23 protein-coding genes and 1 other annotated feature are annotated in these 24,260 nt (G+C 31.3%); of the genes, 22 read left to right on the forward strand and 1 reads right to left on the reverse strand.

Annotated features, from left to right (window positions below; translation table 11 throughout):
- The first annotated feature begins 3 nt into the window (after positions 1 to 3).
- From KTC92_RS02820 to nifU (KTC92_RS02840), 5 genes are all read left to right on the forward strand, one after another.
- A complete protein-coding gene (locus KTC92_RS02820; protein WP_165412752.1) occupies positions 4 to 444 on the forward strand; it encodes an Rrf2 family transcriptional regulator in 441 nt (146 codons plus the stop codon).
- Complete coding sequence (nifS, locus tag KTC92_RS02825; protein WP_220286573.1) at positions 437 to 1,621, forward strand: cysteine desulfurase NifS; 1,185 nt, start codon at positions 437 to 439, stop codon at positions 1,619 to 1,621. The genes KTC92_RS02820 and nifS overlap by 8 nt, the downstream gene beginning before the upstream one ends.
- Position 1,622: 1 nt before the next feature.
- Positions 1,623 to 2,051, forward strand: coding sequence for a Fe-S cluster assembly scaffold protein NifU (nifU, locus tag KTC92_RS02830; protein ID WP_165412750.1), 429 nt, complete (start codon positions 1,623 to 1,625; stop codon positions 2,049 to 2,051).
- A gap of 10 nt (positions 2,052 to 2,061) precedes the next feature.
- A complete protein-coding gene (gene mnmA / locus KTC92_RS02835) occupies positions 2,062 to 3,138 on the forward strand; it encodes a tRNA 2-thiouridine(34) synthase MnmA (protein WP_165412749.1) in 1,077 nt (358 codons plus the stop codon).
- 165 nt (positions 3,139 to 3,303) lie between these two features.
- Positions 3,304 to 3,699 (forward strand): Fe-S cluster assembly scaffold protein NifU, encoded by a 396-nt coding sequence (nifU, locus tag KTC92_RS02840; RefSeq protein WP_187351419.1) that lies wholly within the window; start codon positions 3,304 to 3,306, stop codon positions 3,697 to 3,699.
- A 73-nt stretch (positions 3,700 to 3,772) separates the two neighbouring features.
- Here the strand turns inward: nifU (KTC92_RS02840) and nagZ are convergent, their stop codons facing one another.
- Complete coding sequence (gene nagZ / locus KTC92_RS02845) at positions 3,773 to 4,993, reverse strand: beta-N-acetylhexosaminidase (RefSeq protein WP_165412747.1); 1,221 nt, start codon at positions 4,991 to 4,993, stop codon at positions 3,773 to 3,775.
- A gap of 253 nt (positions 4,994 to 5,246) precedes the next feature.
- Here nagZ and KTC92_RS02850 point away from each other — a divergent pair, with 253 nt between their 5' ends.
- From KTC92_RS02850 to ftsZ, 17 genes are all read left to right on the forward strand, one after another.
- On the forward strand, positions 5,247 to 5,753 hold the full coding sequence (locus KTC92_RS02850; RefSeq protein ID WP_165412746.1) for a PRC-barrel domain-containing protein: 507 nt from the start codon (positions 5,247 to 5,249) through the stop codon (positions 5,751 to 5,753).
- Positions 5,740 to 6,768 carry an AI-2E family transporter gene (locus tag KTC92_RS02855; RefSeq protein ID WP_165412745.1) on the forward strand — a complete coding sequence of 343 codons (1,029 nt, stop codon included), beginning with the start codon at positions 5,740 to 5,742 and terminating at the stop codon, positions 6,766 to 6,768. The genes KTC92_RS02850 and KTC92_RS02855 overlap by 14 nt, the downstream gene beginning before the upstream one ends.
- Positions 6,769 to 6,848: 80 nt before the next feature.
- Positions 6,849 to 7,042: a binding site (T-box leader), on the forward strand.
- Positions 7,043 to 7,162: 120 nt separating this feature from the next.
- Complete coding sequence (gene alaS / locus KTC92_RS02860; RefSeq protein WP_216302805.1) at positions 7,163 to 9,808, forward strand: alanine--tRNA ligase; 2,646 nt, start codon at positions 7,163 to 7,165, stop codon at positions 9,806 to 9,808.
- Positions 9,809 to 9,992: 184 nt separating this feature from the next.
- Positions 9,993 to 10,250: an IreB family regulatory phosphoprotein gene (locus KTC92_RS02865; protein ID WP_165412743.1), complete on the forward strand. Its 258-nt coding sequence runs from the start codon at positions 9,993 to 9,995 to the stop codon at positions 10,248 to 10,250.
- A 76-nt stretch (positions 10,251 to 10,326) separates the two neighbouring features.
- Positions 10,327 to 10,746, forward strand: a complete 420-nt coding sequence (gene ruvX / locus KTC92_RS02870; protein WP_165412742.1) for a Holliday junction resolvase RuvX — start codon at positions 10,327 to 10,329, stop codon at positions 10,744 to 10,746.
- Positions 10,747 to 10,818: 72 nt separating this feature from the next.
- Entirely contained in the window at positions 10,819 to 11,076 is a 258-nt protein-coding gene (locus KTC92_RS02875; RefSeq protein WP_165412741.1) for a DUF1292 domain-containing protein, read from the forward strand.
- 183 nt (positions 11,077 to 11,259) lie between these two features.
- Positions 11,260 to 11,712: a Fur family transcriptional regulator gene (locus KTC92_RS02880; protein WP_165412740.1), complete on the forward strand. Its 453-nt coding sequence runs from the start codon at positions 11,260 to 11,262 to the stop codon at positions 11,710 to 11,712.
- Positions 11,713 to 11,960: 248 nt separating this feature from the next.
- A complete protein-coding gene (gene typA / locus KTC92_RS02885; protein ID WP_165412739.1) occupies positions 11,961 to 13,784 on the forward strand; it encodes a translational GTPase TypA in 1,824 nt (607 codons plus the stop codon).
- Positions 13,785 to 13,805: 21 nt separating this feature from the next.
- Positions 13,806 to 14,804: an endolytic transglycosylase MltG gene (mltG, locus tag KTC92_RS02890; protein WP_216302806.1), complete on the forward strand. Its 999-nt coding sequence runs from the start codon at positions 13,806 to 13,808 to the stop codon at positions 14,802 to 14,804.
- Positions 14,805 to 14,904: 100 nt separating this feature from the next.
- Positions 14,905 to 15,573 (forward strand): O-methyltransferase, encoded by a 669-nt coding sequence (locus tag KTC92_RS02895; RefSeq protein ID WP_216302807.1) that lies wholly within the window; start codon positions 14,905 to 14,907, stop codon positions 15,571 to 15,573.
- Positions 15,570 to 16,802, forward strand: coding sequence for a U32 family peptidase (locus KTC92_RS02900; protein ID WP_216302808.1), 1,233 nt, complete (start codon positions 15,570 to 15,572; stop codon positions 16,800 to 16,802). Before KTC92_RS02895 ends, KTC92_RS02900 begins: the two co-directional genes overlap by 4 nt.
- The gene (gene udk, locus KTC92_RS02905) at positions 16,802 to 17,437 is read left to right on the forward strand and encodes a uridine kinase (RefSeq protein WP_165412735.1); all 636 of its coding nucleotides are present in this window, start codon (positions 16,802 to 16,804) and stop codon (positions 17,435 to 17,437) included. Before KTC92_RS02900 ends, udk begins: the two co-directional genes overlap by 1 nt.
- A gap of 62 nt (positions 17,438 to 17,499) precedes the next feature.
- Complete coding sequence (locus tag KTC92_RS02910; protein ID WP_216302809.1) at positions 17,500 to 19,257, forward strand: penicillin-binding transpeptidase domain-containing protein; 1,758 nt, start codon at positions 17,500 to 17,502, stop codon at positions 19,255 to 19,257.
- A 123-nt stretch (positions 19,258 to 19,380) separates the two neighbouring features.
- Positions 19,381 to 20,109: an RNA polymerase sporulation sigma factor SigK gene (sigK, locus tag KTC92_RS02915; RefSeq protein WP_216302810.1), complete on the forward strand. Its 729-nt coding sequence runs from the start codon at positions 19,381 to 19,383 to the stop codon at positions 20,107 to 20,109.
- A gap of 244 nt (positions 20,110 to 20,353) precedes the next feature.
- Entirely contained in the window at positions 20,354 to 21,409 is a 1,056-nt protein-coding gene (locus tag KTC92_RS02920) for a type IV pilus twitching motility protein PilT (protein ID WP_216302811.1), read from the forward strand.
- A gap of 374 nt (positions 21,410 to 21,783) precedes the next feature.
- Positions 21,784 to 23,037, forward strand: coding sequence for a cell division protein FtsA (gene ftsA, locus KTC92_RS02925; protein WP_220286572.1), 1,254 nt, complete (start codon positions 21,784 to 21,786; stop codon positions 23,035 to 23,037).
- Positions 23,038 to 23,052: 15 nt separating this feature from the next.
- Complete coding sequence (ftsZ, locus tag KTC92_RS02930) at positions 23,053 to 24,144, forward strand: cell division protein FtsZ (RefSeq protein ID WP_165412730.1); 1,092 nt, start codon at positions 23,053 to 23,055, stop codon at positions 24,142 to 24,144.
- Positions 24,145 to 24,260 lie beyond the last annotated feature (116 nt).

Consider the following 24,260-nt stretch of genomic DNA (forward strand, 5'->3'; position numbering starts at 1 on the left):
TAAATGAAATTATCTACTAAGGGAAGATATGGGGTTAAAGCCATGGTGGATTTATCAATAAATTATGGAGAACAACCTGTATCTATAAAAAGCATATCAGAAAGACAAAATATTTCTGAATATTATTTAGAACAATTATTTTCATCACTAAGGCGCGCTAAACTTATTAAAAGTATAAGGGGAGCTCAGGGTGGATACATACTAAATAGAAAACCAGAGGAAATAACTATACAAGACGTCCTTGATGTACTTGAAGGTCCAATTGAGGTGTCAAATTGTTTAGAAGACGGAGCATGCAATAATATTGATTGTTGTGCTACTAGATTATTATGGAAGAAATTAAAAAATAGTATAGATAGTGTAACGTCATCAATAACTTTAAAAGATATTGTAGATGATTACAATGAAATTACATTAATTAAAGGAGTGAAAGATAATGAATAAATCAATTTACATGGACCACGCTGCAACCACTTATACTAAACCAGAAGTTTTGGACGCGATGATTCCTTATTTTACAAAATACTTTGGAAATCCTTCATCAATTTACTCTTTGTCAAGAGAAACTAAAAAAGCTATTGATGTCGCAAGAGACAAGGTGGCAAAAGCGCTAAACGCCAGCGAAAATGAAATTTACTTTACTGGTGGAGGTTCTGAAGCAGATAACTGGGCAATAAAGGGGATAGCTTCTGCTTATAAGCAAAAGGGAAATCATATAATAACAACAACAATTGAACATCATGCAGTATTACATACTTGCGAATATTTAGCTAAGAATGGATTTGAAATTACATATTTACCAGTTGACGAATACGGATTTATTAGCATTAAAGATTTAGAAAATGCTATTACAGATAAAACTATTCTAGTATCTGTAATGTTCGCTAACAATGAAATTGGAACAATAGAACCAATAAAAGAAATAGGCGCATTATGTAGAAGTAAAAAAATACTTTTTCATACGGATGCAGTTCAAGCAGTAGGCCATATTCCAGTTGATGTAAAAGAAATGAATATAGATTTATTATCCCTTGCTGGTCATAAATTTTATGGACCTAAGGGCATAGGAGCTTTATATGTAAGAAAAGGAATTAAAATAGATAATTTAATACATGGTGGTGGACAAGAAAGAAATAGAAGAGCAGGTACTGAAAATGTAGCTAGCATAGTGGGAATTGGTAAAGCTCTTGAACTAGCTGTAGAAAACATGGTAGAAAATAATAAAAAGCTAGTGTATTTAAGAGATAAGCTTATGAATGGATTATTAGAAGTACCTTACACAAGATTAAATGGACCAATAGGAGCAAAAAGGCTCCCAGGTAATTCGAATATATGTTTTAGATTTATAGAAGGTGAATCTATATTATTGATGTTAGATGCAAAAGGCATTGCAGCGTCAAGTGGAAGCGCATGTACATCGGGTTCCTTAGACCCATCTCACGTGTTACTTGCAATAGGCCTTAAGCATGAGATAGCACATGGATCCTTAAGATTAACATTAGGTGATGCTACCACAGAGGAAGAAGTAGATTTAGCATTAGAAACAATACCAAAAATAATCCAAAGATTAAGAGATATGTCCCCGCTATGGGATGACTACTTAAAGAAAGGGGAAAATTAATATGATGTACAGTGAAAAAGTTATGGACCATTTTACTAACCCAAGAAATGTAGGAGAAATTCAAAATGCTAGTGGAATTGGTGAGGTTGGTAACGCTAGATGTGGAGATATTATGAAAGTTTATTTAAAAGTAGAAGAAAATATAGTAGTAGATGCAAAGTTTAAAACTTTTGGTTGTGGATCAGCTATAGCATCTTCAAGTATGGCAACAGAGCTTATTAAAGGTAAATCTGTAGATGATGCATGGACACTTACAAATTTAGCTGTGGCTGAAGCGTTAGATGGACTTCCAGCAATAAAAATGCATTGCTCAGTACTTGCTGAAGAAGCTATTCACAAAGCAATTAATGATTATAGAAGTAAGGCTGGACTTGAAGTATGGGATTTCGTAGAACATGACGATATACATGGTGAAGTACACGGAGAATAGGTGATATTAAATGAAGAAAAAAGTAGTTATCGGAATGAGTGGTGGAGTAGATAGTTCCGTAGCTGCATATCTTTTGAAAGAGCAAGGATATGAAGTTATAGGAATTATGATGAAGCTATCACCAGATAATCAGGATTATGAAGAAAATGAAGGCGGATGTTGTTCTATTTCTGCAGCAAATGACGCAAGGCGCGTTGCAGACGTACTAGATATACCCTTTTATGTTATGAATTTTAAGGATGTTTTTAAGACAAATGTTATTGATAACTTTATTGATGAATATATGGAAGGTAGAACGCCTAATCCATGTATTGTATGTAATAAGATGATTAAATTCGAAGAATTTTTAAGAAAAGCGAAGGCGCTTGGGGCTGATTATATAGCTACAGGTCACTATGCTAAAATTGAAAAACAAGACGATCGATATATTCTTAGAAAATCAGAAGATGATAGAAAAGATCAAACTTATGCATTGTATACATTAACTCAAGAGCAATTAAGTCACACTTTAATGCCCTGTGGAGATTATGCTAAACCAGAAATACGAAATATTGCAGAGCGAATTGGACTAGAGGTTTTTAAAAAAAGGGACAGCCAAGAAATTTGCTTTATACCTGATAATGACCATGGAGCTTATATTAAGAAGTATAGTGGTAGAGAAATAAAGCCAGGTAACTTTGTTAATAAGCAAGGGGAAATTATGGGAAGACACAAGGGAATAGTGTATTATACTATAGGACAGCGAAAAGGACTTGGGATAGCGGTAGGTAAGCCTGTTTTTGTTACTGACATTAACCCTCTAACTAATCAAGTAATAATAGGTGATGAGGAGGATATTTTTAAAACTGAGCTTATAGCAAAAGATTTAAATTTCATTCTCTTCGATAAGCTCACCTCAAATTTAAGAGTTTCGGCTAAGATTAGATATTCTGCAAAACCTCAATTAGCTAATTTAATTCCTTTGGAAAATAATAGAGTGAAGGTCGTTTTTGATGAGAAACAAAGAGCTATAACCAAAGGCCAATCAGTAGTTTTCTATTCAGAAAACTTAGTAGTTGGCGGAGGGATAATCGAGGAAATTTTATAGGTGTACTAATTTAGTTTATAATTTAGGCAGAGGGATATTTAGTTAAAAAACTAGGTATCCCTCTGTATTTATAGTGGATAATTGTAACTATTTTAAATAGTGAAATTTCAGCTTTGAAGGTGATAATTTTATTATTTTGTTTATAAAAGGAGGAGCAATATTATGATGTATAGTGATAAGGTTATGGAGCATTTTTATAGTCCAAGAAATATGGGTATATTAGGTGATGCTAACGGTATTGGAGAGGCAGGGGACCCTAATTGCGGGGATATAATGAAAATTTATATAAAGGTTGAGGATAATATAATAACTAGTGTTAAGTTTAAGGCTTTTGGGTGTGGCTCAGCTATTGCATCATCTAGCATTGCGACAGAGCTTATAAAGGGTAAAAACTTAGAGAAGGCATGGGAATTAACCAACAAGTCAGTTATTGAAGCTCTGGAAGGATTACCGGCTTTAAAACAACATTGCTCAGTGCTTGCAGAACAAACTATACATAATGCGATAAATAATTATAGAGAGTCATGCATGCTTGAGCCTTGGAAGAATGATTTAAAATAAATATATTTCAGCTACGCAGGAGATGATTTAATGAAACTTCATTGGTGTTAATCCTATGTAGTTTGATTTTGATTTACTCTTTCAATAAGTTTTCTATTTTATTGTTAATTTCATGAATGTTTATTGAACTTATTGCAGCGTTATTAATAATATATTTTTCTTTGAGTTTCAGTATTCTATATACACTCTCATTTAACCTATTTTCTGATATTACATTATTTTGTACTGCAGCTTTTAGTGAATTAATTACTTTTAGCTCGTTGTCATATTCATGGCATACTAAGATAATGTCACTTCCAGCATTAAATGATTTAACGGCAGCATCGCCAATGTCATTATATTTTGTAATGGCCGCCATGGTCATATCATCAGTAATGACTACACCGCTAAACTTTAAAGTTCCTCTTAATATATCGGTTATAATAACTTTTGACATACTCGCAGGATAAACAGAATCTATTTTATTAAGTAATATATGTGATACCATAATGGCATCCACATTATTCTTTATAGCTTCATTAAAAGGAGTCAGTTCGAAAGCATTAAGTTTTGTTAAATCCTTATTTACTACAGGCAGGCCTACATGGGAATCAACTGAAGTGTCCCCATGGCCAGGAAAGTGTTTTACCACAGGAATTATATTGTTATCTATCATACCTTCCATGGTTTTAATGCCTAGTTTATTAACAATATCAGTGGTACTCCCAAAAGCTCTGTCTCCTATTACAGGATTATTAGGGTTGCTATTTATATCGAGTACTGGAGCAAAATTCATATTAAATCCAAAGGTTTTAAGTTCTTCTGCAATAATTTTCCCAATGTTGTAACTTAAGGCACCATCGTTCTTTTCCCCTATAACTTGATTGGATGGAAGCTTTTTAATTTCATTTGGAATTCGTGATACCCGTCCACCTTCCTCATCTACAGAAATAAATAGAGGCGTTTTGTTTTGTGAATTAGTAGTTTTTAGTGAGTTAATCAGGCTAACTAATTGATTAGAAGTAGCTACATTATTTCTAAATAAAATAAATCCACCAACTTTATGGTCTTTAATCAAATTATTTATATTATTATTCATTGTATAACCATCAAGCCCAACAATTACTAACTGACCAATCTTGTCATCTAAACTCATAGCATCAATCTTGTTTTGAACTACATCAATATTTTCAGGCTTAGGATTAACAACCTCATCCTTAGAATTAATATTAGGGCTAAGGTTAGAATTTGAATTACTACAGCCAGATAAAAATAAACCACCAATTAACAATATACTTATAACTAATTTTTTCATTACAAAATTTCACCACTTTCTTTTAATAAAATTAATAGGGTAAAGAAGTCATTAAAGAGTAAAATTATTATTAAAAATATTATTTAGAGCAAATATAAAAAATAGGGCTAACAGTAATTTAATATAAGAAATTGTAAAATTACAAAATATTAATCTTTAACATTATTTTTAGTATATGTAATAATTCTTAGATTATTTGGAGAATATAACTATAAATAAATAATAATTAAATTTTTTTCATTTAGGAGATAATATGTTTAAAAGCAGAGATTTTATATTTATGAATGTTGTTAGTATGGATGGCAAGAAAATTGGGTTTATCAGAGATTTGTTAATGGATTTTAATAAAGGAAAGGTAATCGGATTTGTAATATCTCCTTATAAACTTTTCCATAAAAATTTAAGTGTATTAAAAGAAGACATCATATATTTTAATAAGCATATGGTAGTTAAAAAAGTAGAGAAAAATAAATATCTATGTTTACATAGCTTTATTAATATGGATGTAATAGATAAATGTAGCAATGTATTTGGTATGGTGGAGGATATTACTTTTTCATGTGATACATTTGAAATAAAAGGAATTATAGTGTCTTCTGGATTTATTACAAATTTACTTAGAGGGAAAAGAATAATGCTAATAAATGAACTAATACTTGGAGAAGAAAATATTCTCTACATTCCCAATTTTGATGAATCATGTTTTAAAAGTATGCCACATAACTTCTTTGTGGAGGGAAAAGCCGATGAAAAAAATTAGCAAAAAGAAGTTAGCTATTACGATTCTCAGTATTATTATTTTTGTAGTTGTACTCTTTATGTTAATAAAAATCCCTATTGTTAAACAATTAATAAATTTAGTCTTTATTTCTTTCATTGTGGCATATATACTAAAACCATTATATATGCTTTTAATTAGAAAAGGAGTAAATAAAAAAGCTTCTGCTTGTTTAATAATAGTCGGTTTATTAAGTTTAGTATTATTAACGTTTATAGTGGTAATTCCATCAATATTTAGAGAAAGTTTAGACATAAATAAGGCAATAAATGATTTGCAAAAATATTTAATTAATGCAAATATGAAAATAAAAGTATTAAATAGAAGCAGAGTCATGAGTAGTATTATGACTACTATATACCAAAAATCAAATGCTCAAATACTTCTAATATTTGATAAAATATTAGATTCTATCATGGGCATCGGTGAGAATATATTAACTTACATGGTTTCGCCTTTAATAGTATATTACTTTTTATGCGATAGTGAAAACATGATAAATAAGGCATTGATAGTTTTTCCACCAGAGAGCAGAAATATAATAAAGAGAATCATAGCGGATATTGATAAAGTATTAGGAAGGTATATTATAAGTCAATTTATCTTATGTGGAATTATAACCATTGCTACATTTTTGATATTAATGTTTATGAAAGTTGATTTTCCTTTGATACTTTCATTGATAAATGGAATTTTTAATATAATACCTTACTTTGGACCTATATTTGGGGTAATACCTATCATTTTAATAGCTCTGCTTGACTCTCCAAAAATAGCTTTATATACAGCGTTGTGGCTATTTGCACTTCAACAAATCGAAGGAAGTATATTGTCACCAAAAATAATTGGAGATAGTATAAGTATGCACCCATTAACAGTAATATTATTGTTGGTTATAGGTGGGAAGGTTGGAGGGATTTTAGGTATGATACTAGCAGTGCCACTAGGAGTAGTGATAAAAGTTATATATGAGGACTTAAACTATTATCTATTCTAGGAATAAGCAATATATTTTTATTTATAATTTGCATATCTTGAAGTATTAAGGTAAAATGTACTATAGTATATATAAGTTAATATCAGGTAATGATAAGAATTAGTAAATATAGTTAGTCATTTAGAGAGGAAGTGGAGGGTGAAAACTTCTTGATAGCCATATTGAAGCTGTCTTTGAACCTTATTTTGTTGAGAGATATTGCAGTGTAATTAATTGTTATTAATTATATAGTGATATAATTAGGGTGGTAACGCGGAAAACTTTCGTCCCTTGCTTTAGGGAAGTGAAGGTTTTTTTTTATATTTTAGAAAATTATGAATTTTAAAATTCTATATATAAAATTAGCATAAATAGATCGTGTTAACACAGTCTATAAACAATCGGAGGAGATATTATGGAAAAATTAGGATTAAATGAAATTAGGGAATCGTTTCTAAATTTTTTTGAAGGTAAAGAGCATCTTAGACTAGAAAGTTTTCCTCTAGTACCTAAGAATGACAGCAGTTTATTGCTTGTAAATGCGGGTATGCAACCACTTAAACCATATTTTACAGGAATTAAAACGCCACCTAATACTAGAATAACTAATTGTCAAAAATGTATTAGGACAGGAGATATTGAGAATGTAGGAAAGACATCAAGACATGGCACTTTCTTTGAAATGCTTGGAAATTTTTCTTTTGGTGATTATTTCAAAAAAGAGGTTATACCATGGGCTTGGGAATATGCAACAGAGGTTTTGAAAATACCAAAAGAAAATTTATATATAACTATATATTTAGAGGATGATGAGGCTTTTGATGTATGGATTAAAAATACTGATGTTGATCCTTCACGTATTTTTAGATTAGGAAAAGAAGAAAATTTTTGGGAAATAGGTCAAGGACCTTGTGGACCGAGTTCAGAAATACACTTCGATAGAAATGTAGAACTCGGCCAAATAAAAACGGAAGAAGAGTTTATTAAGGCAGGCAATGAAGATAGAGTAATAGAATTTTGGAATTTAGTGTTCACTCAATTTAATAAGGATGAGCATGGTAACTACAACAAATTAAAAAATCCTAATATAGATACAGGTATGGGTCTCGAGAGAATAGCTGGCATAATGCAAGGCACAGATAGTATATTTGAAGTAGATACTATAAAAAATATTTTAGAAGAAGTTTCAAGAATTTCAGGCGTGAAATGTGGCGATAGCTGTAATGAGTCGATATCTTTAAAAGTTATAACAGACCATGTTAGAAGCACAACCTTTATGATAAGTGATGGTGTACTTCCGTCTAATGAGGGAAGAGGTTATGTTCTTAGGCGACTACTAAGGCGTGCGGCAAGGCATGGTAGGTTGATTGGAATTAAAAATACTTTTTTAAGTGAACTTTGCGATACTGTTATTGAAAACTCCTCTAAAGCATACCCAGAATTAAAAGAAAAATCATCCTATATTAAGAAAGTTATAAAAATTGAAGAGGAAAGATTTTTAGAAACTATAGATTCTGGTATGGATATTTTAAAAGTTTACATAGAAGAGCTTCAAAAAAATAACAATAAAATTTTAGGTGGAGATAAAGCTTTTAAATTATACGATACCTATGGTTTTCCATATGAGCTTACAGAAGAAATACTTAGCGATGCTGGTATAAAAATTGATTTAGAAGGATTTAATGCTGCAATGCAAAGTCAAAAGCAAAGGGCAAGAGCTGCTAGAGTACAGTCAAATTATATGGGCAGTGGAGAAAGTTCAATGAACTTAATTCCTAAAAATATAGAAACAAAATTTGATGGATATGATAAAATACAATTGGAATCTAAGGCTAAATTTTTAATTAGTGGCGAAGAGCATGTTACAGACCTTTCAAAGGGGTCAAAAGGGATTATTGTAACCGAAGATACTCCTTTCTATGCAGAAATGGGAGGGCAAATTGGAGATAAGGGAATAATTTTTAATGATAATTTTAAAGCAAAAGTGTACGATTGCCAAAAAGATATTTCTGGAAAAATAATACATTTCATTGAGGTGTTAGAAGGAATAGTGATAGCAGATGAAATAGTAACTCTTAAGGTTGACGAAGATAGGAGAGCTCAAATTTGTAAAAATCACACTGTAACTCACATGCTACAAGAAACGCTGAAAAGAGTTTTAGGTGATCACGTTCATCAATCAGGTTCTTATGTAAATGAAGATAGATTAAGGTTTGACTTCACTCATTTTTCTGCACTAACTGAGAAAGAGATTGCTAAAGTTGAGAAAATTGTAAATGACAATATTATGAAGGCGTATAAGGTAGAGACTGAGGTTATGACCATTGAGAAAGCTAAGGAAACTGGAGCTATAGCATTATTTGATGAAAAATATCAAGGAGATGTTAGAGTAGTATCTGTAGGAGAGTATAGTAAGGAATTATGTGGCGGTACTCATGTTAGAAATTCAGGCGAAATCGGATTATTTAAAATTTTATCTGAAGCAGGAGTAGCGGCAGGGGTTAGAAGAATTGAAGCTATAACTGGTAGTGAATCTATAAAATATGTAGAAGATAAAAGTAATTTATTAAAATATATTGGAAGTACATTAAAATGTTCAGAAAAAGACATAATAAATAAATTACAAACTCAATTGGTAGAATTAAAATACAAAGAAAAGGAAATAGTATTATTAAAAGAAAAATTAGCCAGTTCTTCAGTAGATGAAATTTTAGAGAATATTAAACAGGTCAAAGGTGTTAAAGTGATTTCAGGAGCTGTAAAAAATATAAACGGAGATGCTTTAAGAGATTTAGCTGATAAACTTCGTAATAAGATTGTTGATGGTGTAGTGGTAATAGGAAGCTGTACAGACGATAAAGTACAATTTGTTGCAATGGCGTCTAAGTCAGCAATAGATAAAGGAATACACTGTGGGAAAATAATTAAAGAAGTTGCTAAAATCGCTGGTGGTGGCGGTGGTGGAAGGCCTGACATGGCAGAGGCAGGTGGAAAACTTCCCGAAAAATTAGATGAAGCAATAACGAATGTATGCTCTATAATTGAAAGATTGGTAAAATAGTATACTTTTTGCAATAGTTGTTTTATAATATAATTAATAATAAGTAATTTAATTATAGTTAGTATGTAATTATGGAACTTATTACAACTGAAAAAAATTTACTATATTACCAAATGATTTCCTAGCGTATTCAAATGGGATAAATTTTAGTGTTTAGCGTATGATGAGGAAAGGGGTGTATATAATGGATAATAATCAAAATACAGTCCAATTTGATTTTGTAAAAGATAAAAAAGATTTAACAAAAACTATTTTGACTGACGTATATAATTCACTTATAAAAAAGGGCTATAACCCAGTGAACCAAATGGTAGGATATCTAATTTCAGGAGATCCGACATATATAACGAACTACAATGGAGCAAGAGCGATGGTAAGAAAGCTAGAGAGAGATGAGATATTGGAAGAAGTTTTGAAATCTTATCTAGACATAAAAAAGTAAAATGCCCATAGGGGGCATTTTATTTTTTAAAGTTAATGGCGTACATTAACTAGGCTATTATTAAAGGAGCATTTGGATGAGAATATTAGGGTTAGATATTGGAGACAGAACAATAGGGGTAGCTGTATGCGATCCGTTAGGATTAACAGCACAGGGAATTACAACAATTAAAAGGAAAAGCATAGTTCTAGATATAGAGGAACTTTCTAAAATATGTAAGGAATACAATGTAGAAAGTTTTGTATCAGGCCTCCCTAAAAATATGAATGGAACTATAGGACCACAAGGGGAAAAGGTTCAGCGTTTTTGTGAAAAGCTTAAAGAAACATTAAATTTAGAAGTGAAAATGTGGGATGAAAGATTATCAACAGTAGCTGCTAATAGAGTAATGCTCGAGGGCGATTTATCTAGATCAAAAAGAAAAAAGATTGTAGATAAAATTGCGGCTACATTCATTTTACAAGGATATTTAGATAGTTTAGGCACACATCTATAAAATGAAATTTACAAAAATATGCAACGGGTATTAAGATATTATTGATTGCATAAATTGAAAGGAGAAAATAAAATGGATAACAATGTTGAAACCGTATTATTATATGATGAAGAGGGTAAAGAAATAGAATTTGACGTACTAACGAAATTGGACATTAAAGATAAGGAATATGTTATAGTTGCGCCAACTGGTGAAGAAGATATTGATGCAATTGCACTAAGAATAGATAAGGACGCAGAGGGTGAGGATATTTTAGTTACAATAGATGATGATGAAGAGTTTGAAATGATTTCAGAGGCGTATGACGCAATTTCTTCAGGAGAACTATAATAGTATTTAAGCAAAAAGATTCTAAATTAAGACATTTTAATATATTTTCAAACTAATTAACCTATTTTCTTAAAACTAAATGATTATCAATTGACAATATTATAATAAAGGATTAAAATAAAAGTATACTTAATATAATTTTATCTATGAGTCAAATGATGTTTGTAGAAAAGGGGTATATATATGTCAAAGGTATCTCCAGAGAGCGTTGAGAGTTTAAAAGAAACTCTAAAACAAGAGGGCTATAAGCTTACTCCGCAGAGAAGGGCTATTTTAAATGGGATAATTAAGAGTGAAGGTAGCCATCTTACTGCGGAAGAACTATATGACTTGGTTAAATCTGACTGTCCAGAAATAGGTCTTGCTACAATTTATAGAACAGTTCAACTTTTAGAAGAAATGGGTGTAATTCGAAAGTTTGATTTAGATGATGGCTGTAGTAGATATGAACTTAACCATGAGAATGAGAGACATCAACATCATCACCTAATATGTAATCGCTGTGGTAAAGTATTAGAGGTGCAGGGAGATTTACTAGAGGAATTAGAGACTATTGTTGAAAAAAAATATAACTTTAAGATTGAAGATCATAGTTTGAAATTCTATGGTGTTTGTGACAAGTGTATTTGCAAATAATGTAAACGATAAATCCTACAGAGGAAGCATTTGTATTTATGTGGGATGATGTGATGAAAAAACCAAGTAAATGATGTAATTTAAGTAAATGTATCATTTTTTTAATAATGAATGCTATACATAGTTGACTTTTTTGCAAGATAACATTAAAATAAGTATAGTAAATGCGAAAGTTGGGTACTTAAAGACGTATCCAATTTTTGTTTGTGTAATATGTTTAACTTACGAAAAAAAATTGGAGGATTAATATGAATTTATTTACAAGAAATGATGTTAGAAATATAGCAATAATTGCTCACGTAGATCACGGTAAGACAACACTAGTGGATTGTTTACTTAAACAAAGCCATGTTTTTAGAGAAAACGAAAAAGTGCAAGAAAGAGTAATGGACTCTAACGATTTAGAAAAAGAAAGAGGAATAACAATTCTTTCTAAAAATACTGCAATAATGCATAATGGAATTAAAATAAATATAGTTGATACTCCTGGCCACGCTGACTTCGGTGGAGAGGTTGAACGAGTACTTAAAATGGTTGATAGCGTACTTCTTGTAGTTGATGCATATGAAGGTCCAATGCCACAAACTAAATTCGTTTTAAAAAAGGCATTAGAATTAAACCTTAAGCCAATCGTTGTTATAAACAAAATTGATAGAAAAGATGGTCGTCCTACACATGTTCTTGATGAAGTCTTTGACCTATTTGTTGAACTTGGAGCGGATGATGAACAATTAGATTTTGCAGTGGTATATGCTTCTGCTAGAGAAGGATTTGCTAAATTAAATGTTGATGATGTAAGTGACAACATGGAACCATTATTTGATTCTATAGTAAAGAATGTAAAGGCACCAGAAGGATATTTAGATATGCCACTTCAATTGCTTATTTCAACTATTGATTATAATGAGTATGTTGGTAAGATTGGAATAGGAAAGATCGAAAGAGGATCAATCAAAAGAAATCAACCTATCGCACTTATAAGAAAAGATGGCACAATAAACAATGTTAAAGTTTCAGCTCTTTTTGTTTACAAAGGTCTTAAAAGAGAAGAAACTGAAGAAGCAATGCTTGGTGATATAGTAGCAGTTTCTGGTATTCCAGACATTAACATCGGAGAGACAATAGCTGATATTAATGAACCAGAAGCTCTTCCATTCGTTGAAATTGATGAGCCTACACTAACTATGAATTTCATGGTTAATAATTCTCCTTTTGCAGGAAAAGAAGGAACTTATGTTACATCAAGACACATAAGAGATAGACTTATCAAAGAGCTTGAAACCAATGTTAGTTTAAGAGTAAAAGAAATTGATGATGGTTTTGAAGTAAGTGGAAGAGGAGAACTTCATCTTTCAGTTCTAATTGAAACTATGAGACGTGAAGGATATGAATTCCAAGTGTCAAAAGCAAATGTTATATTTAAAGAAGAAAATGGCCATAAAACAGAGCCAATTGAGTACCTTACAATTGACGTACCAGAAGAATTTATGGGCGTAGTAATGGAGAAAATGGGACCTAGAAAAGCAGAAATGGTAAATATGACTTCAGCTATAAATGGATACACTAGATTAGAATTTAAAATACCATCAAGAGGATTAATTGGATTTAGAAGTGAACTTATGACTGATACCAAGGGTAATGGTATAATGAATCACGTTCTAGATGGTTACGATAAATACAGAGGTGAAATACCAGATAGAAGTAGAGGTTCTTTAATTGTATTTGAAACAGGAGAATCAATTACTTACGGATTATTTAATGCTCAGGATCGTGGTACTCTTTTCCTAGAACCAGGAGTGCCTGTATATGCAGGAATGATTGCAGGAGAATGTGCAAGAGCTGGAGATATGGAGATAAATATTTGTAGAAAGAAACAATTAACAAATACGAGATCTTCAGGAGCAGATGAATCACCAAAACTAGTTCCAGTAAAACAAATGACACTAGAACAATGCTTAGAATTTATAGCTGTTGATGAGTTAGTTGAAATTACTCCTCTAAATATCAGAATGAGAAAAAGAATATTAGATTCAGGAGAAAGAAAAAGAGCAACTAGCAAAAAAAGCAAATAGCATAAATTATGGGGTGGTTTAATGAAAAAGATAGTGCTATTAATTATGGTTTTAATAGTTTGCGTATTAGCTGGTAATTTTCAGTATAAAAAGATAATACAGCATCCTATTAAAACTAATAAAGATATCTATGTTAATGTGAAAAATGGAGACGCTTTGTATAGTGTACTAGATGATTTAAACCAAATTGGTGCTATAAAAAATGCAAGTATTATAAAATTTTATATCAAATCAAACAAAATAAAATCTAATGTTCATACAGGAAAGTTCTTGATACCAAAGGATGTTACAGTTGTGGAGTTTATAAAAATTTTATCAACTGTAGGAAATGAAAAAGACATTATTAAAGTAACAATACCTGAGGGATTTGATATAAATAGTATTGCAAATATGCTACAAGAAAAAGGCATAATAAACAAAGAAAAATTTATTGATAGCTGTAAAACTTACAAGCTGCCTACTTATATTACGGAAAAAGAAAACCGAAAATTTAATTTGGAAGGTTTTCTTTTTCCATCTACATATGATCTTAAAGCCGGTATGAGTGGAAATGCAATAATAAAATTAATGGTGGATAAGTTTTATAGTACTATAAATGAAATAAATAAAGAAACGCCTATAGAGATGAAGAAATTAGATGATATAATAATAATGGCATCAATTGTTGAAAGAGAAACTAGTGATAAAAATGAAAAAGCTAAAGTGGCATCAGTTTTTTATAATAGGCTAAAAAAAGACATGAAGTTACAATCTTGTGCAACTGTTTTATATTCTTTAGGTAAACATAAGGAAAAATTATACAATAAAGATTTAGAGGTTAAGTCACCTTATAATACCTACAAGGTGACAGGACTTCCTGTAGGTCCAATATGTAACCCAGGAAAAGAATCTATTAAAGCAGCCTTATCTCCTACTAAAACAAATTATTTATACTTTGTTTTAAGTAATGATGGAAAGCATTTTTTTACAGATGACTATAATGAATTTTTAAAGGTCAAAGATGTAACACAAGGATTTTAGTTAGTGTTAGTCACATGAGAATAAATAACAAGTCAGTATAATTATATCGTTGACTTGTTATTTGTTTTTATGTGCATTAATGAATTTTGGAGGAAATTAAATGAGTGGGATAACATATGATTATATGGAACAATATTTAAGAGATCTCATTCCAAGTAATGTTGGTATTTTAGATGAGCTAGAGAAATTTGCTCTCGAGAATAGAGTCCCTATAGTTCAAAAAGAAACTGCTAAATTTTTGGAATTAATGATAACTATAAATAGACCTAAAAAAATTTTAGAGCTGGGCACGGCTATAGGATATTCTTCTATTTTAATGAATTTAACTTCCGGTGGGTTAAGTGAAATTACGACTATTGAAAGAGATGAAAAAATGATAGAAATTGCAAATGCGAATATAATAAAATACGGAATGCAGAATAAAATTACTGTTCTAAAAGGAGATTGTTTAGAGATTTTAGAAAGTCTCCAAGATGAATATGATATGATTTTTATGGATGCAGGTAAAGGTCACTATAATCATTTTCTTCCTCACTGCTTGAGACTCTTAAAAAGAGAGGGAGTTCTTATTGCTGATAATGTACTTTTTCGAGGAATGGTTGCATCGAAAGAACTCGCAACACGTAGAAAAATCACTATAATAAAACGTATGAAAAGCTATTTAGAACTAGTATCTAATAATGATAACCTTGTAACTTCTGTAATACCAATGGGTGATGGTATCTCAGTTACAGTAAGAAAGTTTGCAGGGGGAAGTAAGGAGGCATGAAACTAATGAAACCAGAAATATTAGCACCGGCAGGTAATTTGGAGAAATTAAAAGCAGCTATAAATTTTGGAGCAGACGCAGTTTATTTAGGCGGAAGTAAATTGAATTTAAGAGCTTTTGCGGATAATTTTAGCAATGTTCAATTAAAAGAAGGTATAGACTTTGCACATTCCAAAGGTAAAAGAGTATATGTTACATTAAATGTATTTCCTCATAATGACGATTTAGAAGGCCTAGAAGGTTATCTAAAAGAAATATATGAACTAGGTGCAGATGCTATTATTGTTTCTGACCCAGGAATTATTATGACGGCTAGAGAAGTTGTACCAAATTTAGAAATTCATTTGAGTACCCAATCTAACAATGTAAACTACAAATCAGCTATTTTTTGGCATAAGCAAGGGGTCAAAAGAATTGTTCTTGCAAGAGAATTGTCTCTAGGTGAAATTAAAGAAATTAGAGCAAAGTTGCCGGATAGTTGTGAACTTGAAGCTTTTGTCCATGGATCTATGTGTATGGCATATTCGGGAAGATGTCTTATGTCAAATTATATGACGGGAAGAGATGCAAATCGTGGACAATGCGCCCAGCCATGTAGATATAAATATTTCTTAACGGAAGAAAAAAGAGATGGTGAGTACTTTCCTATAATAGAAGATGATAAAGGCACTTACATAATGAATTCAAAGGACTTATGCATGATAGAACATATACCGGAACTTGTAGAATCAGGGATAACGTCATTTAAAATAGAAGGAAGAATGAAAAGCTCATATTATGTTGCTTCTGTATGTAAATCCTATAGAGAAGCTTTGGATACATATATGAAGGATTCAGTAAATTATAAATTTCAAAAAAAATGGATGGATAACCTCTTGAAACCGAGTCACAGACAATATTATACTGGGTTCTACTTTGGAGATCCCAATAAACAGATACATGAATCCTCTTCATATATTAGAGATTACGATATAGTTGGAATTGTACGCGAATACCATTCGGAAAATAATATTGCATTAGTGGAACAAAGGAATAAAGTATTCCAGGGTGATACTGTTGAAGTATTAAGGCCTGTAGGAGATAATGTTTTAATTGTGCTTAATGATATGAGAAATTCTAAGGGCGAAAGCATAGCTGCTGCACCAAGTGCCCAGATGTTATTCACTGTAAATGTTAAAGAAAAACTACATGAGAATGATATACTTATCAAATCTAAGGAGAAAGAATAATGTATCGCCCGGTTTTAATAGGGATAACCGGAGGAACGGGTTCAGGAAAAAGCACTATAGCGAGAGAAATTTATAAACATTTTGATGAGACATGTATTACAATGATTGCACAAGATTCTTATTATAAGGATCAGAGTAATCTTTCTTTTGAAGAAAGAATAAAAACAAATTATGATCATCCGGATGCTTTTGATACTTCACTATTAGTGAGACACCTAAACCTTCTTTTAGAAGGAAAGGTTATTGAAAAGCCTATATATAATTTTGAAATGCATAATAGAATAGAAGAAACAGTTTCCGTGCAGCCAAAGGAAATTATTATATTTGAAGGAATTCTTGTACTCCAGGAAAAGGTTCTTCGTGACATGCTGGATATTAAAATATATGTAGACACAGATGCAGATGTTAGGTTTATACGAAGACTTACAAGAGATATTACCGAGAGAGGTAGAACAACAGATTCTGTTATAAATCAATATTTAAATGTTGTTAAACCAATGCACGAACAATTTATTGAACCTACCAAAAGACACGCTGACATTATTATACCTGAAGGCGGACATAATAAGGTAGCTATAGATATAATTACAGCTAATATAAGCCAAATACTGCAGAAACAGCAAAAGAAAAAATAACATATTTGAAGTATAAAACATCTCAATCTAGGCGAGAATTAGCCTAGGTGAGGTGTTTTTTTATGAGTAGTAGAAATAATATCTTTGGTTACTCAAATCAAAGAAGTGAAATTAAAAAAAGAACTTGGACGGTAATGGGTGTGTTTACGGTATTATTTTGTTTTTTAATTTGGAGAATCATGAATTACATGTATTTTAAATCTGAACCCTTGAAAACTATGTTTAATTCACAATATACAATAGATGAACAATATGGGTCGCTATATAGTTTAACTGACTGTAATGGGCGAGATCTTTTGAATTATGCTGTGAGTTACTATGCGATTATTGATCCTGTCGATTATTTGAGATTTAATGAATATACTAGCAAATATGACATGCAAGCATTAACTATTACTTTAAGAAACTATGATAAAGGCTATGATTTAGAAAAAATAAAAGGTAATGGTAATGGAGAGAAAATAAGATATAAAATTGATGAAGTGACTTATAATAAACTTAAAGATATTAAAAAAGTAAAAGGATTTTATACCTATGTAGCTAATGAAGTGATCAAGGATAGGAATTGGAAAATTGAAAATGTATTGATAGACCCGAAATACAATAAAGAATACGTTGATCCTGTATCTAAAAAAGTCGTTAGTGATTATGTATTCAAAGGTACTGATTCTTTGGAAATGGAAATTTACAATAAAACTAAAAATAATGATTATACAAAAATTAGATTTGCTAAAGGGGTAAATGGCGAAATAGCTGCGGGCAAAATTATTAATCCTAAAAACAATGTTAATGTAAGACTTACCTTAGATAAAGAAATCCAAGATAAAGCCTGTGCTGTTATTCATGAGGGAATCTACAAAAAGTATAGTCAAATTGGTGTTGTAGTAATGGAGAGCAATAATGGAAAGATAAGGGCGATGGTACAAAAGGATGATAACGCTTATAATGCGAACTTAGGATATCCAAGTACTAATGGAGCTTTGCCGGGATCGATTTTTAAAGTTATTGTGGATGAAGCTGGTTTAGACACGAACAAAATAGATAACTATAAAAAATATACAGTAAGTCCTAAAATATTTCTAGAAGAGCCTTTTAAGGGAGAAACATTTACAGTTGCAGAGGCGCTAGCCAAATCTTCTAATAACATATTTGCTCAACTAGGTTGGAAAATAGGTTTTAAAAATATATATGATTATGCAGAGAAACAAGGGATGTTACATAAAGTATTAAATATTCATCAAGAGGCCAGTGGTAAGTTTGACATGGCGGATTTATTACACCCTACGGATGGTGATACAAGTCAAACAGCTATTGGTCAGAATGTTAGAATAACGCCGCTAGAAGCCATGAGTATTCCTAATACTATTATAAATAATGGAGTGTATGTTCAGCCAAGCATAATAGATGCATACGTAAATGACGATAATAAAATTCTAGGGGAAATTACCCCTAAAAATACGACCATATTAAAAAGAGAAACTGCAGAAGCTGTGAAACTTCATATGATGGATGTAGTAAACAAAGGCACAGGAACCCAGGCTTCAATTAAAGGCATGGATATAGGTGGGAAAACGGGCACTACTACATACTATGTAAATAAATTAGTAAATGGGAAAAAAGAAAGTCAGAAGTGTTCCGATGGATGGTTTGTTGGCTTTTTCAATTTAAACGGGAAAAATTATTCCATGGTTGTATATGTAAATAATATTGAGATGAGTAATGTAAAAGGTGTAGCAGATGAAGAAGGTGGAGGTACAGCGGCTCCGATATTTAAAAAAGTAGTTAACGCCATTAAAACATCTCCTGTGAGGCTGCATTAAAGACTTCGGAAGGAAAGTTATTAGCTAAAGAAATTTATAAAATAATAAAATAAATTTCCATGTACAGGCACTTTTAGTAAAATAAATCATATTATATTATAAGCTCTATTAGGAGGAACATCTGTGTTTTTCATAAATTGTTTATTAGATATGATTGGAAATGTTACACTTTTGACGGCTTATATAACTGGAAGTAGTTCATTCCCTCAACCATTAAGTGAAGAAGAGGAGAAATCCTATTTAAAAAAGTTAAAGGACGGCGAGTTACTAGCTAAAGGTGTATTAGTTGAACGAAATCTAAGACTAGTTGCACATATAGTAAAAAAATATTCCTATCCAGGAAAGGATGTAGATGACCTGATTTCTATTGGAACTGTAGGTCTTATTAAAGCCATTGATTCCTTTGATATAAGTAAGGGAACAAGGCTTGCCACCTATGCTGCAAGGTGCATAGAAAACGAGATACTTATGCTTATTCGCAATAATAAGAAAACAAAAGGGGAGGTTTACCTGCAAGACCCTATTGGTATTGATAAAGAGGGTAATGAGATATCACTTATGGATGTGTTAAGCAGCGATGAAGATTCTATTATTGATATAGTAGAAAGTAAAATACAAATTAAAAAGCTTTATAATAAGATAAACGTAGCTTTAATGGATAGAGAAAAAACAATAATTCAAATGCGATATGGATTACTTGATGGTAACCCTAGAACTCAAAGAGAAATTGCATTGATCTTAGGGATTTCAAGGTCCTATGTTTCTAGAATTGAAAAGAGGGCATTAAAGAAGCTTAATAAGGAATTAAATAGTACTAGTAAAAATAGGTTGAATAGTTCTAATAAATTGTAACAACTATGGTATAATTATAAAATGTACACCGTTAGTCAAATAAAGCATCTTAACGATTTTCATTAAAGATACAAAATATTTCGGGAAAGAATGTATTTAAATTATTTATCTGAGAAAATAAAATTTCTGCAGTTAGGTGATGAAAATGGAGCAAAAATTTTAAGTGACAAGAAGATTCTAAAATTTAGAACTCAATTTGGCATATATATTTGGAAGCTTCATTAAAAGAACAGGAGGACCAATAATGATACCTCTTAGTGAATTACTAAAAAAGACAACAGAACAAAATGCATCAGATTTGCACCTTACAGTGGACTCAGTGCCAATCATTAGAGTCGATGGTAATTTAATACAAACAGGAAAAGATAAATTAACTCCAGCAGACACTGAAAAATACTCAAGAGAAATTTTAGAAAATTCTTATGAAAAATATTGTCAAAATGGAGAAATCGATACGTCTTACTTTATTTACGGACTTGGAAGATTTAGGGTTAATGTTTATAAACATAGGGGAAGCGATACTATAGCTATTAGAGTAGTTGCATTAAAAATACCTACTATTAAACAGCTTGAGCTTCCAGAGGTTGTTAGGGTTCTTACCACAAAACAAAGAGGGCTAGTTTTAGTGACAGGGCCTACAGGTAGTGGTAAAAGTACAACTCTCGCTGCTATGGTTAATGAAATTAATTCTACTAGAGCATGTAATATTATAACACTCGAGGACCCTATTGAATATTTACACAAACATAACAAATCCATTATTAATCAAAGAGAAATCGGAAAAGACAGTAAAAATTATAAAAATGCATTAAGGGCTATTCTTAGAGAGGATCCAGATGTTATATTAGTAGGTGAAATGCGAGATCTTGAAACGATTTCTATTGCTATTACTGCAGCTGAAACTGGACATTTGGTTTTCTCTACTTTACATACTATAGGTGCAGCAAAAACAGTAGATAGAATAGTTGATGTATTTCCTCCATATCAGCAGCAACAAATTAAAGTTCAATTATCAGCGGTAATGCAGGGAATAGTTTCTCAACAATTAATACCTAAGATAAGTGGAAGAGGGAGAGTAGCAGCGCTTGAGGTAATGATATCAACTCCAGCAATTCAAAATCTTATCCGCGAAGGCAAGACACATCAATTACAATCTTGTGTTCAAACTGGCGGGAAATATGGTATGAAAACTATGGATATGTCAATTGCAGAGTTATATAAAAAAGGTGTTATATCTAAAGAGGAAGCAATTAATTACTCAGTTGACAATGAAATGATTGTAAGAATGCTATCGCTTTAGTAAATAATTAAAAAACAAGCTAAAAGCATAGATAAATTATAGCTTTCAGCTTTATTTTTAATTTAATGTAAAATTAACCAATTTATATACTATTTGGTTGATTTACTTAACCATATGATATTGCTTTTTCTATATTTTGCTATTATAATTAGTCTAGAAGGACAAGTTAGCTTTTTAACATCATAATATAATGTATTTACTAATTTGAAATTAAGGTTATATATATCTGCAAATATACAATAAAATGAAATTAATTTTGATTATATTTAAATTTATAATAAATATTTAAAAAAATCATTTAAATTAAGAGGAAAATTTATCTTTTTGTTGAATATATACACTTAAGGTTTCTCTTATGAGGGGGGATAAACTTAATGAATGAACAAATAGTAGGGATTGATTTAGGATCATCAAAAATATGTGGATCAGTTGGTAAAATCAGTAGTAATGGAAAACTTCAGATTATAGGCATTACATCAGTTGTATGTAGTGGTTTAAATAAATCAGTTGTAATAGATATTGATAGTACAGCGGAAGCTATAAAAAAATGTATTACACAATTAGAGCGTATGACAGATACACAAATCAATGAAGGGTATATATCTTTACCTGGAGGAATTTGTGAACTAGTAAGAAATACAGGTATGATTGCGATATCTTCTGAAGACAGAGAAATAAAGCAGAGCGACGTGGACAGGGTAATTGAGGCAGCTAAACTCATCTCAGTTCCGCCCGATAAAGAAATAGTAGGTGTTGAGCCCGAACAATATATTGTTGATGGATATGATAATATCAAAGACCCTAGAGGAATGAGTGGTATAAGGCTAGAAGTTGAAGGACAAGTAGTCATGGCACAATCCACAGTAGTTAGTAATTTATTAAAAAGTGTGAAGCGAGCTGGAATTAAAGTTAATGGGATAGTACTTCAACCATCAGCTATATCAGAGGCTGTATTACGAAAAGAAGAAAAGGACATGGGAATAGCACTAGTTGATGTTGGAGCACAAACTATTGATATTTCTATTTACAAGAGTGGAAAATTAAAACATACTTCTATTATTCAATTAGGTGGAGATAACATAACCAACGATATCTCGGTTTGTCTTAAAGTTCCTTTTAGCGAAGGTGAAAGATTAAAGCTTAAATATGGAAGCTTAATTAAAGAAAATGGAGAAAACGTTGAGAAAATTAGAGTCAAAGATTCTTATGATAATTTAATGGAAATTGATAATAATTTATTAGTTGATATAATTTATGCTAGAGTAGATGAGTTATTACATTTGATTAAAAGAAACCTAGTAAATAGTGGATTTTATAATGAAACTTCTGGAGTAGTAATAGTTGGTGGAGGTATAGCTTTATTAAGAGGCACTAATGAACTCAGTAAAGTTATACTCGATAAGTCAGTGAGAATCGGTTCACCAGAGTATGTAGGAGCAGCTAGCCCTATATATGTTACAGCAGTAGGTATAGTGCTTCAAGCTGTTAATAATATTAAAACTAGTAATAGTTCATTGGAAGAATCAGATGAACATTCATATGATAACAAATGGTCAAAAAACAAAAATATAAAAGTAGAAAATGGATTTGCATCAAAAATAAAAGGTTTTTTTGCAGATTTTTTCTAAAGAGGAGGTAGTGTTGTGCTAGATTTTGATGTTGATGTTCAAGAATTTGCTCAAATTAAAGTAATTGGGTGTGGAGGCGGAGGAAACAATGCTATAAACAGAATGATTATAGAGGGACTCAAAAACGTGGAGTTTATAGCGATAAATACCGATAAACAAGCTTTAATTCTTTCTCATGCAGTTCAAAAAATTCAAATTGGTGATAAGTTAACTAAGGGGCTAGGAGCAGGCGCTAATCCAGAAATAGGTATGAAAGCGGCAGAAGAAAGTAAAGAAGAAATTTCTCAAGCAATAAAAGGAGCGGATATGGTATTTATTACTGCAGGTATGGGAGGCGGTACAGGTACTGGAGCTGCACCTGTAGTTGCAGAAATCGCTAAATCCATGGGAATACTTACTGTAGGAGTTGTAACAAAACCATTCCCTTTTGAAGGCAGAAAAAGAATGATTAATGCTGAAATCGGAATAAAAACGCTTAAAGAAGTAGTTGATACTTTAGTAACAATTCCAAATGAAAGATTATTAACAATGGTAGATAAAAAAACTACATTGATGGACTCTTTCAAAATGGCAGATGATGTTTTAAGACAAGGTATACAAGGTATATCTGATTTGATTACTATACCCGGTCTTGTAAATTTAGATTTTGCAGATGTGAGAACAATTATGCTTGCTAAAGGTCTTGCACATATGGGTGTTGGTAGAGCCTCTGGTGATAATAGATCTCAAGAGGCAGCAAAACAAGCTATTTCAAGCCCGTTACTAGAAACTTCTATAGTCGGTGCTACAGGTGTACTTTTAAATATTACTGGTGGAATGGACTTAGGTTTACTTGAAATAAATGAGGCTGCGGAAATTGTACAAGGTGCAGCTGACCCAGACGCTAATATTATATTTGGTGCAGTTATAGATGAAGACCTAAAAGATGAAATAAGAATAACAGTTATTGCAACTGGTTTTGAAAGTGACAAAGTTGTGCAAAATAAAACTGTCCCAAAGCCTAAAGTAAAAGAACCAGTTAATCCTATTGAAGAAGTTGCATATACTAAAGAGTATGGAGATTCTGATTTAGAAATTCCAGCTTTTTTAAGAAGACAAAGCAAGTAATAAATAGTAAAGTGCCTTTTGGCACTTTATTTGCGTTTAGGGCAATTTTAATTGCTAATAGGACATAATCTCTATGCAAATTCACTAAGTTAACTTAAGTCGTTTTAGAGGGGCTA

Origin of the sequence: Clostridium sp. CM027, assembly GCF_024730565.1 — a bacterium.
Classification (GTDB): Bacteria; Bacillota; Clostridia; order Clostridiales; family Clostridiaceae; genus Clostridium_AD; species Clostridium_AD estertheticum_B.

Bases quoted from the DNA above. Each gene is read 5' to 3' on its own strand.
- KTC92_RS02820 (WP_165412752.1), top strand. From the start codon at position 4: ATGAAATTATCTACTAAGGGAAGATATGGGGTTAAAGCCATGGTGGAT.
- nifS (WP_220286573.1), top strand. From the start codon at position 437: ATGAATAAATCAATTTACATGGACCACGCTGCAACCACTTATACTAAA.
- nifU (WP_165412750.1), top strand. From the start codon at position 1,623: ATGATGTACAGTGAAAAAGTTATGGACCATTTTACTAACCCAAGAAAT.
- mnmA (WP_165412749.1), top strand. From the start codon at position 2,062: ATGAAGAAAAAAGTAGTTATCGGAATGAGTGGTGGAGTAGATAGTTCC.
- nifU (WP_187351419.1), top strand. From the start codon at position 3,304: ATGTATAGTGATAAGGTTATGGAGCATTTTTATAGTCCAAGAAATATG.
- nagZ (WP_165412747.1), bottom strand. From the start codon at position 4,993: ATGAAAAAATTAGTTATAAGTATATTGTTAATTGGTGGTTTATTTTTA.
- KTC92_RS02850 (WP_165412746.1), top strand. From the start codon at position 5,247: ATGTTTAAAAGCAGAGATTTTATATTTATGAATGTTGTTAGTATGGAT.
- KTC92_RS02855 (WP_165412745.1), top strand. From the start codon at position 5,740: ATGAAAAAAATTAGCAAAAAGAAGTTAGCTATTACGATTCTCAGTATT.
- alaS (WP_216302805.1), top strand. From the start codon at position 7,163: ATGGAAAAATTAGGATTAAATGAAATTAGGGAATCGTTTCTAAATTTT.
- KTC92_RS02865 (WP_165412743.1), top strand. From the start codon at position 9,993: ATGGATAATAATCAAAATACAGTCCAATTTGATTTTGTAAAAGATAAA.
- ruvX (WP_165412742.1), top strand. From the start codon at position 10,327: ATGAGAATATTAGGGTTAGATATTGGAGACAGAACAATAGGGGTAGCT.
- KTC92_RS02875 (WP_165412741.1), top strand. From the start codon at position 10,819: ATGGATAACAATGTTGAAACCGTATTATTATATGATGAAGAGGGTAAA.
- KTC92_RS02880 (WP_165412740.1), top strand. From the start codon at position 11,260: ATGTCAAAGGTATCTCCAGAGAGCGTTGAGAGTTTAAAAGAAACTCTA.
- typA (WP_165412739.1), top strand. From the start codon at position 11,961: ATGAATTTATTTACAAGAAATGATGTTAGAAATATAGCAATAATTGCT.
- mltG (WP_216302806.1), top strand. From the start codon at position 13,806: ATGAAAAAGATAGTGCTATTAATTATGGTTTTAATAGTTTGCGTATTA.
- KTC92_RS02895 (WP_216302807.1), top strand. From the start codon at position 14,905: ATGAGTGGGATAACATATGATTATATGGAACAATATTTAAGAGATCTC.
- KTC92_RS02900 (WP_216302808.1), top strand. From the start codon at position 15,570: ATGAAACTAATGAAACCAGAAATATTAGCACCGGCAGGTAATTTGGAG.
- udk (WP_165412735.1), top strand. From the start codon at position 16,802: ATGTATCGCCCGGTTTTAATAGGGATAACCGGAGGAACGGGTTCAGGA.
- KTC92_RS02910 (WP_216302809.1), top strand. From the start codon at position 17,500: ATGAGTAGTAGAAATAATATCTTTGGTTACTCAAATCAAAGAAGTGAA.
- KTC92_RS02920 (WP_216302811.1), top strand. From the start codon at position 20,354: ATGATACCTCTTAGTGAATTACTAAAAAAGACAACAGAACAAAATGCA.
- ftsA (WP_220286572.1), top strand. From the start codon at position 21,784: ATGAATGAACAAATAGTAGGGATTGATTTAGGATCATCAAAAATATGT.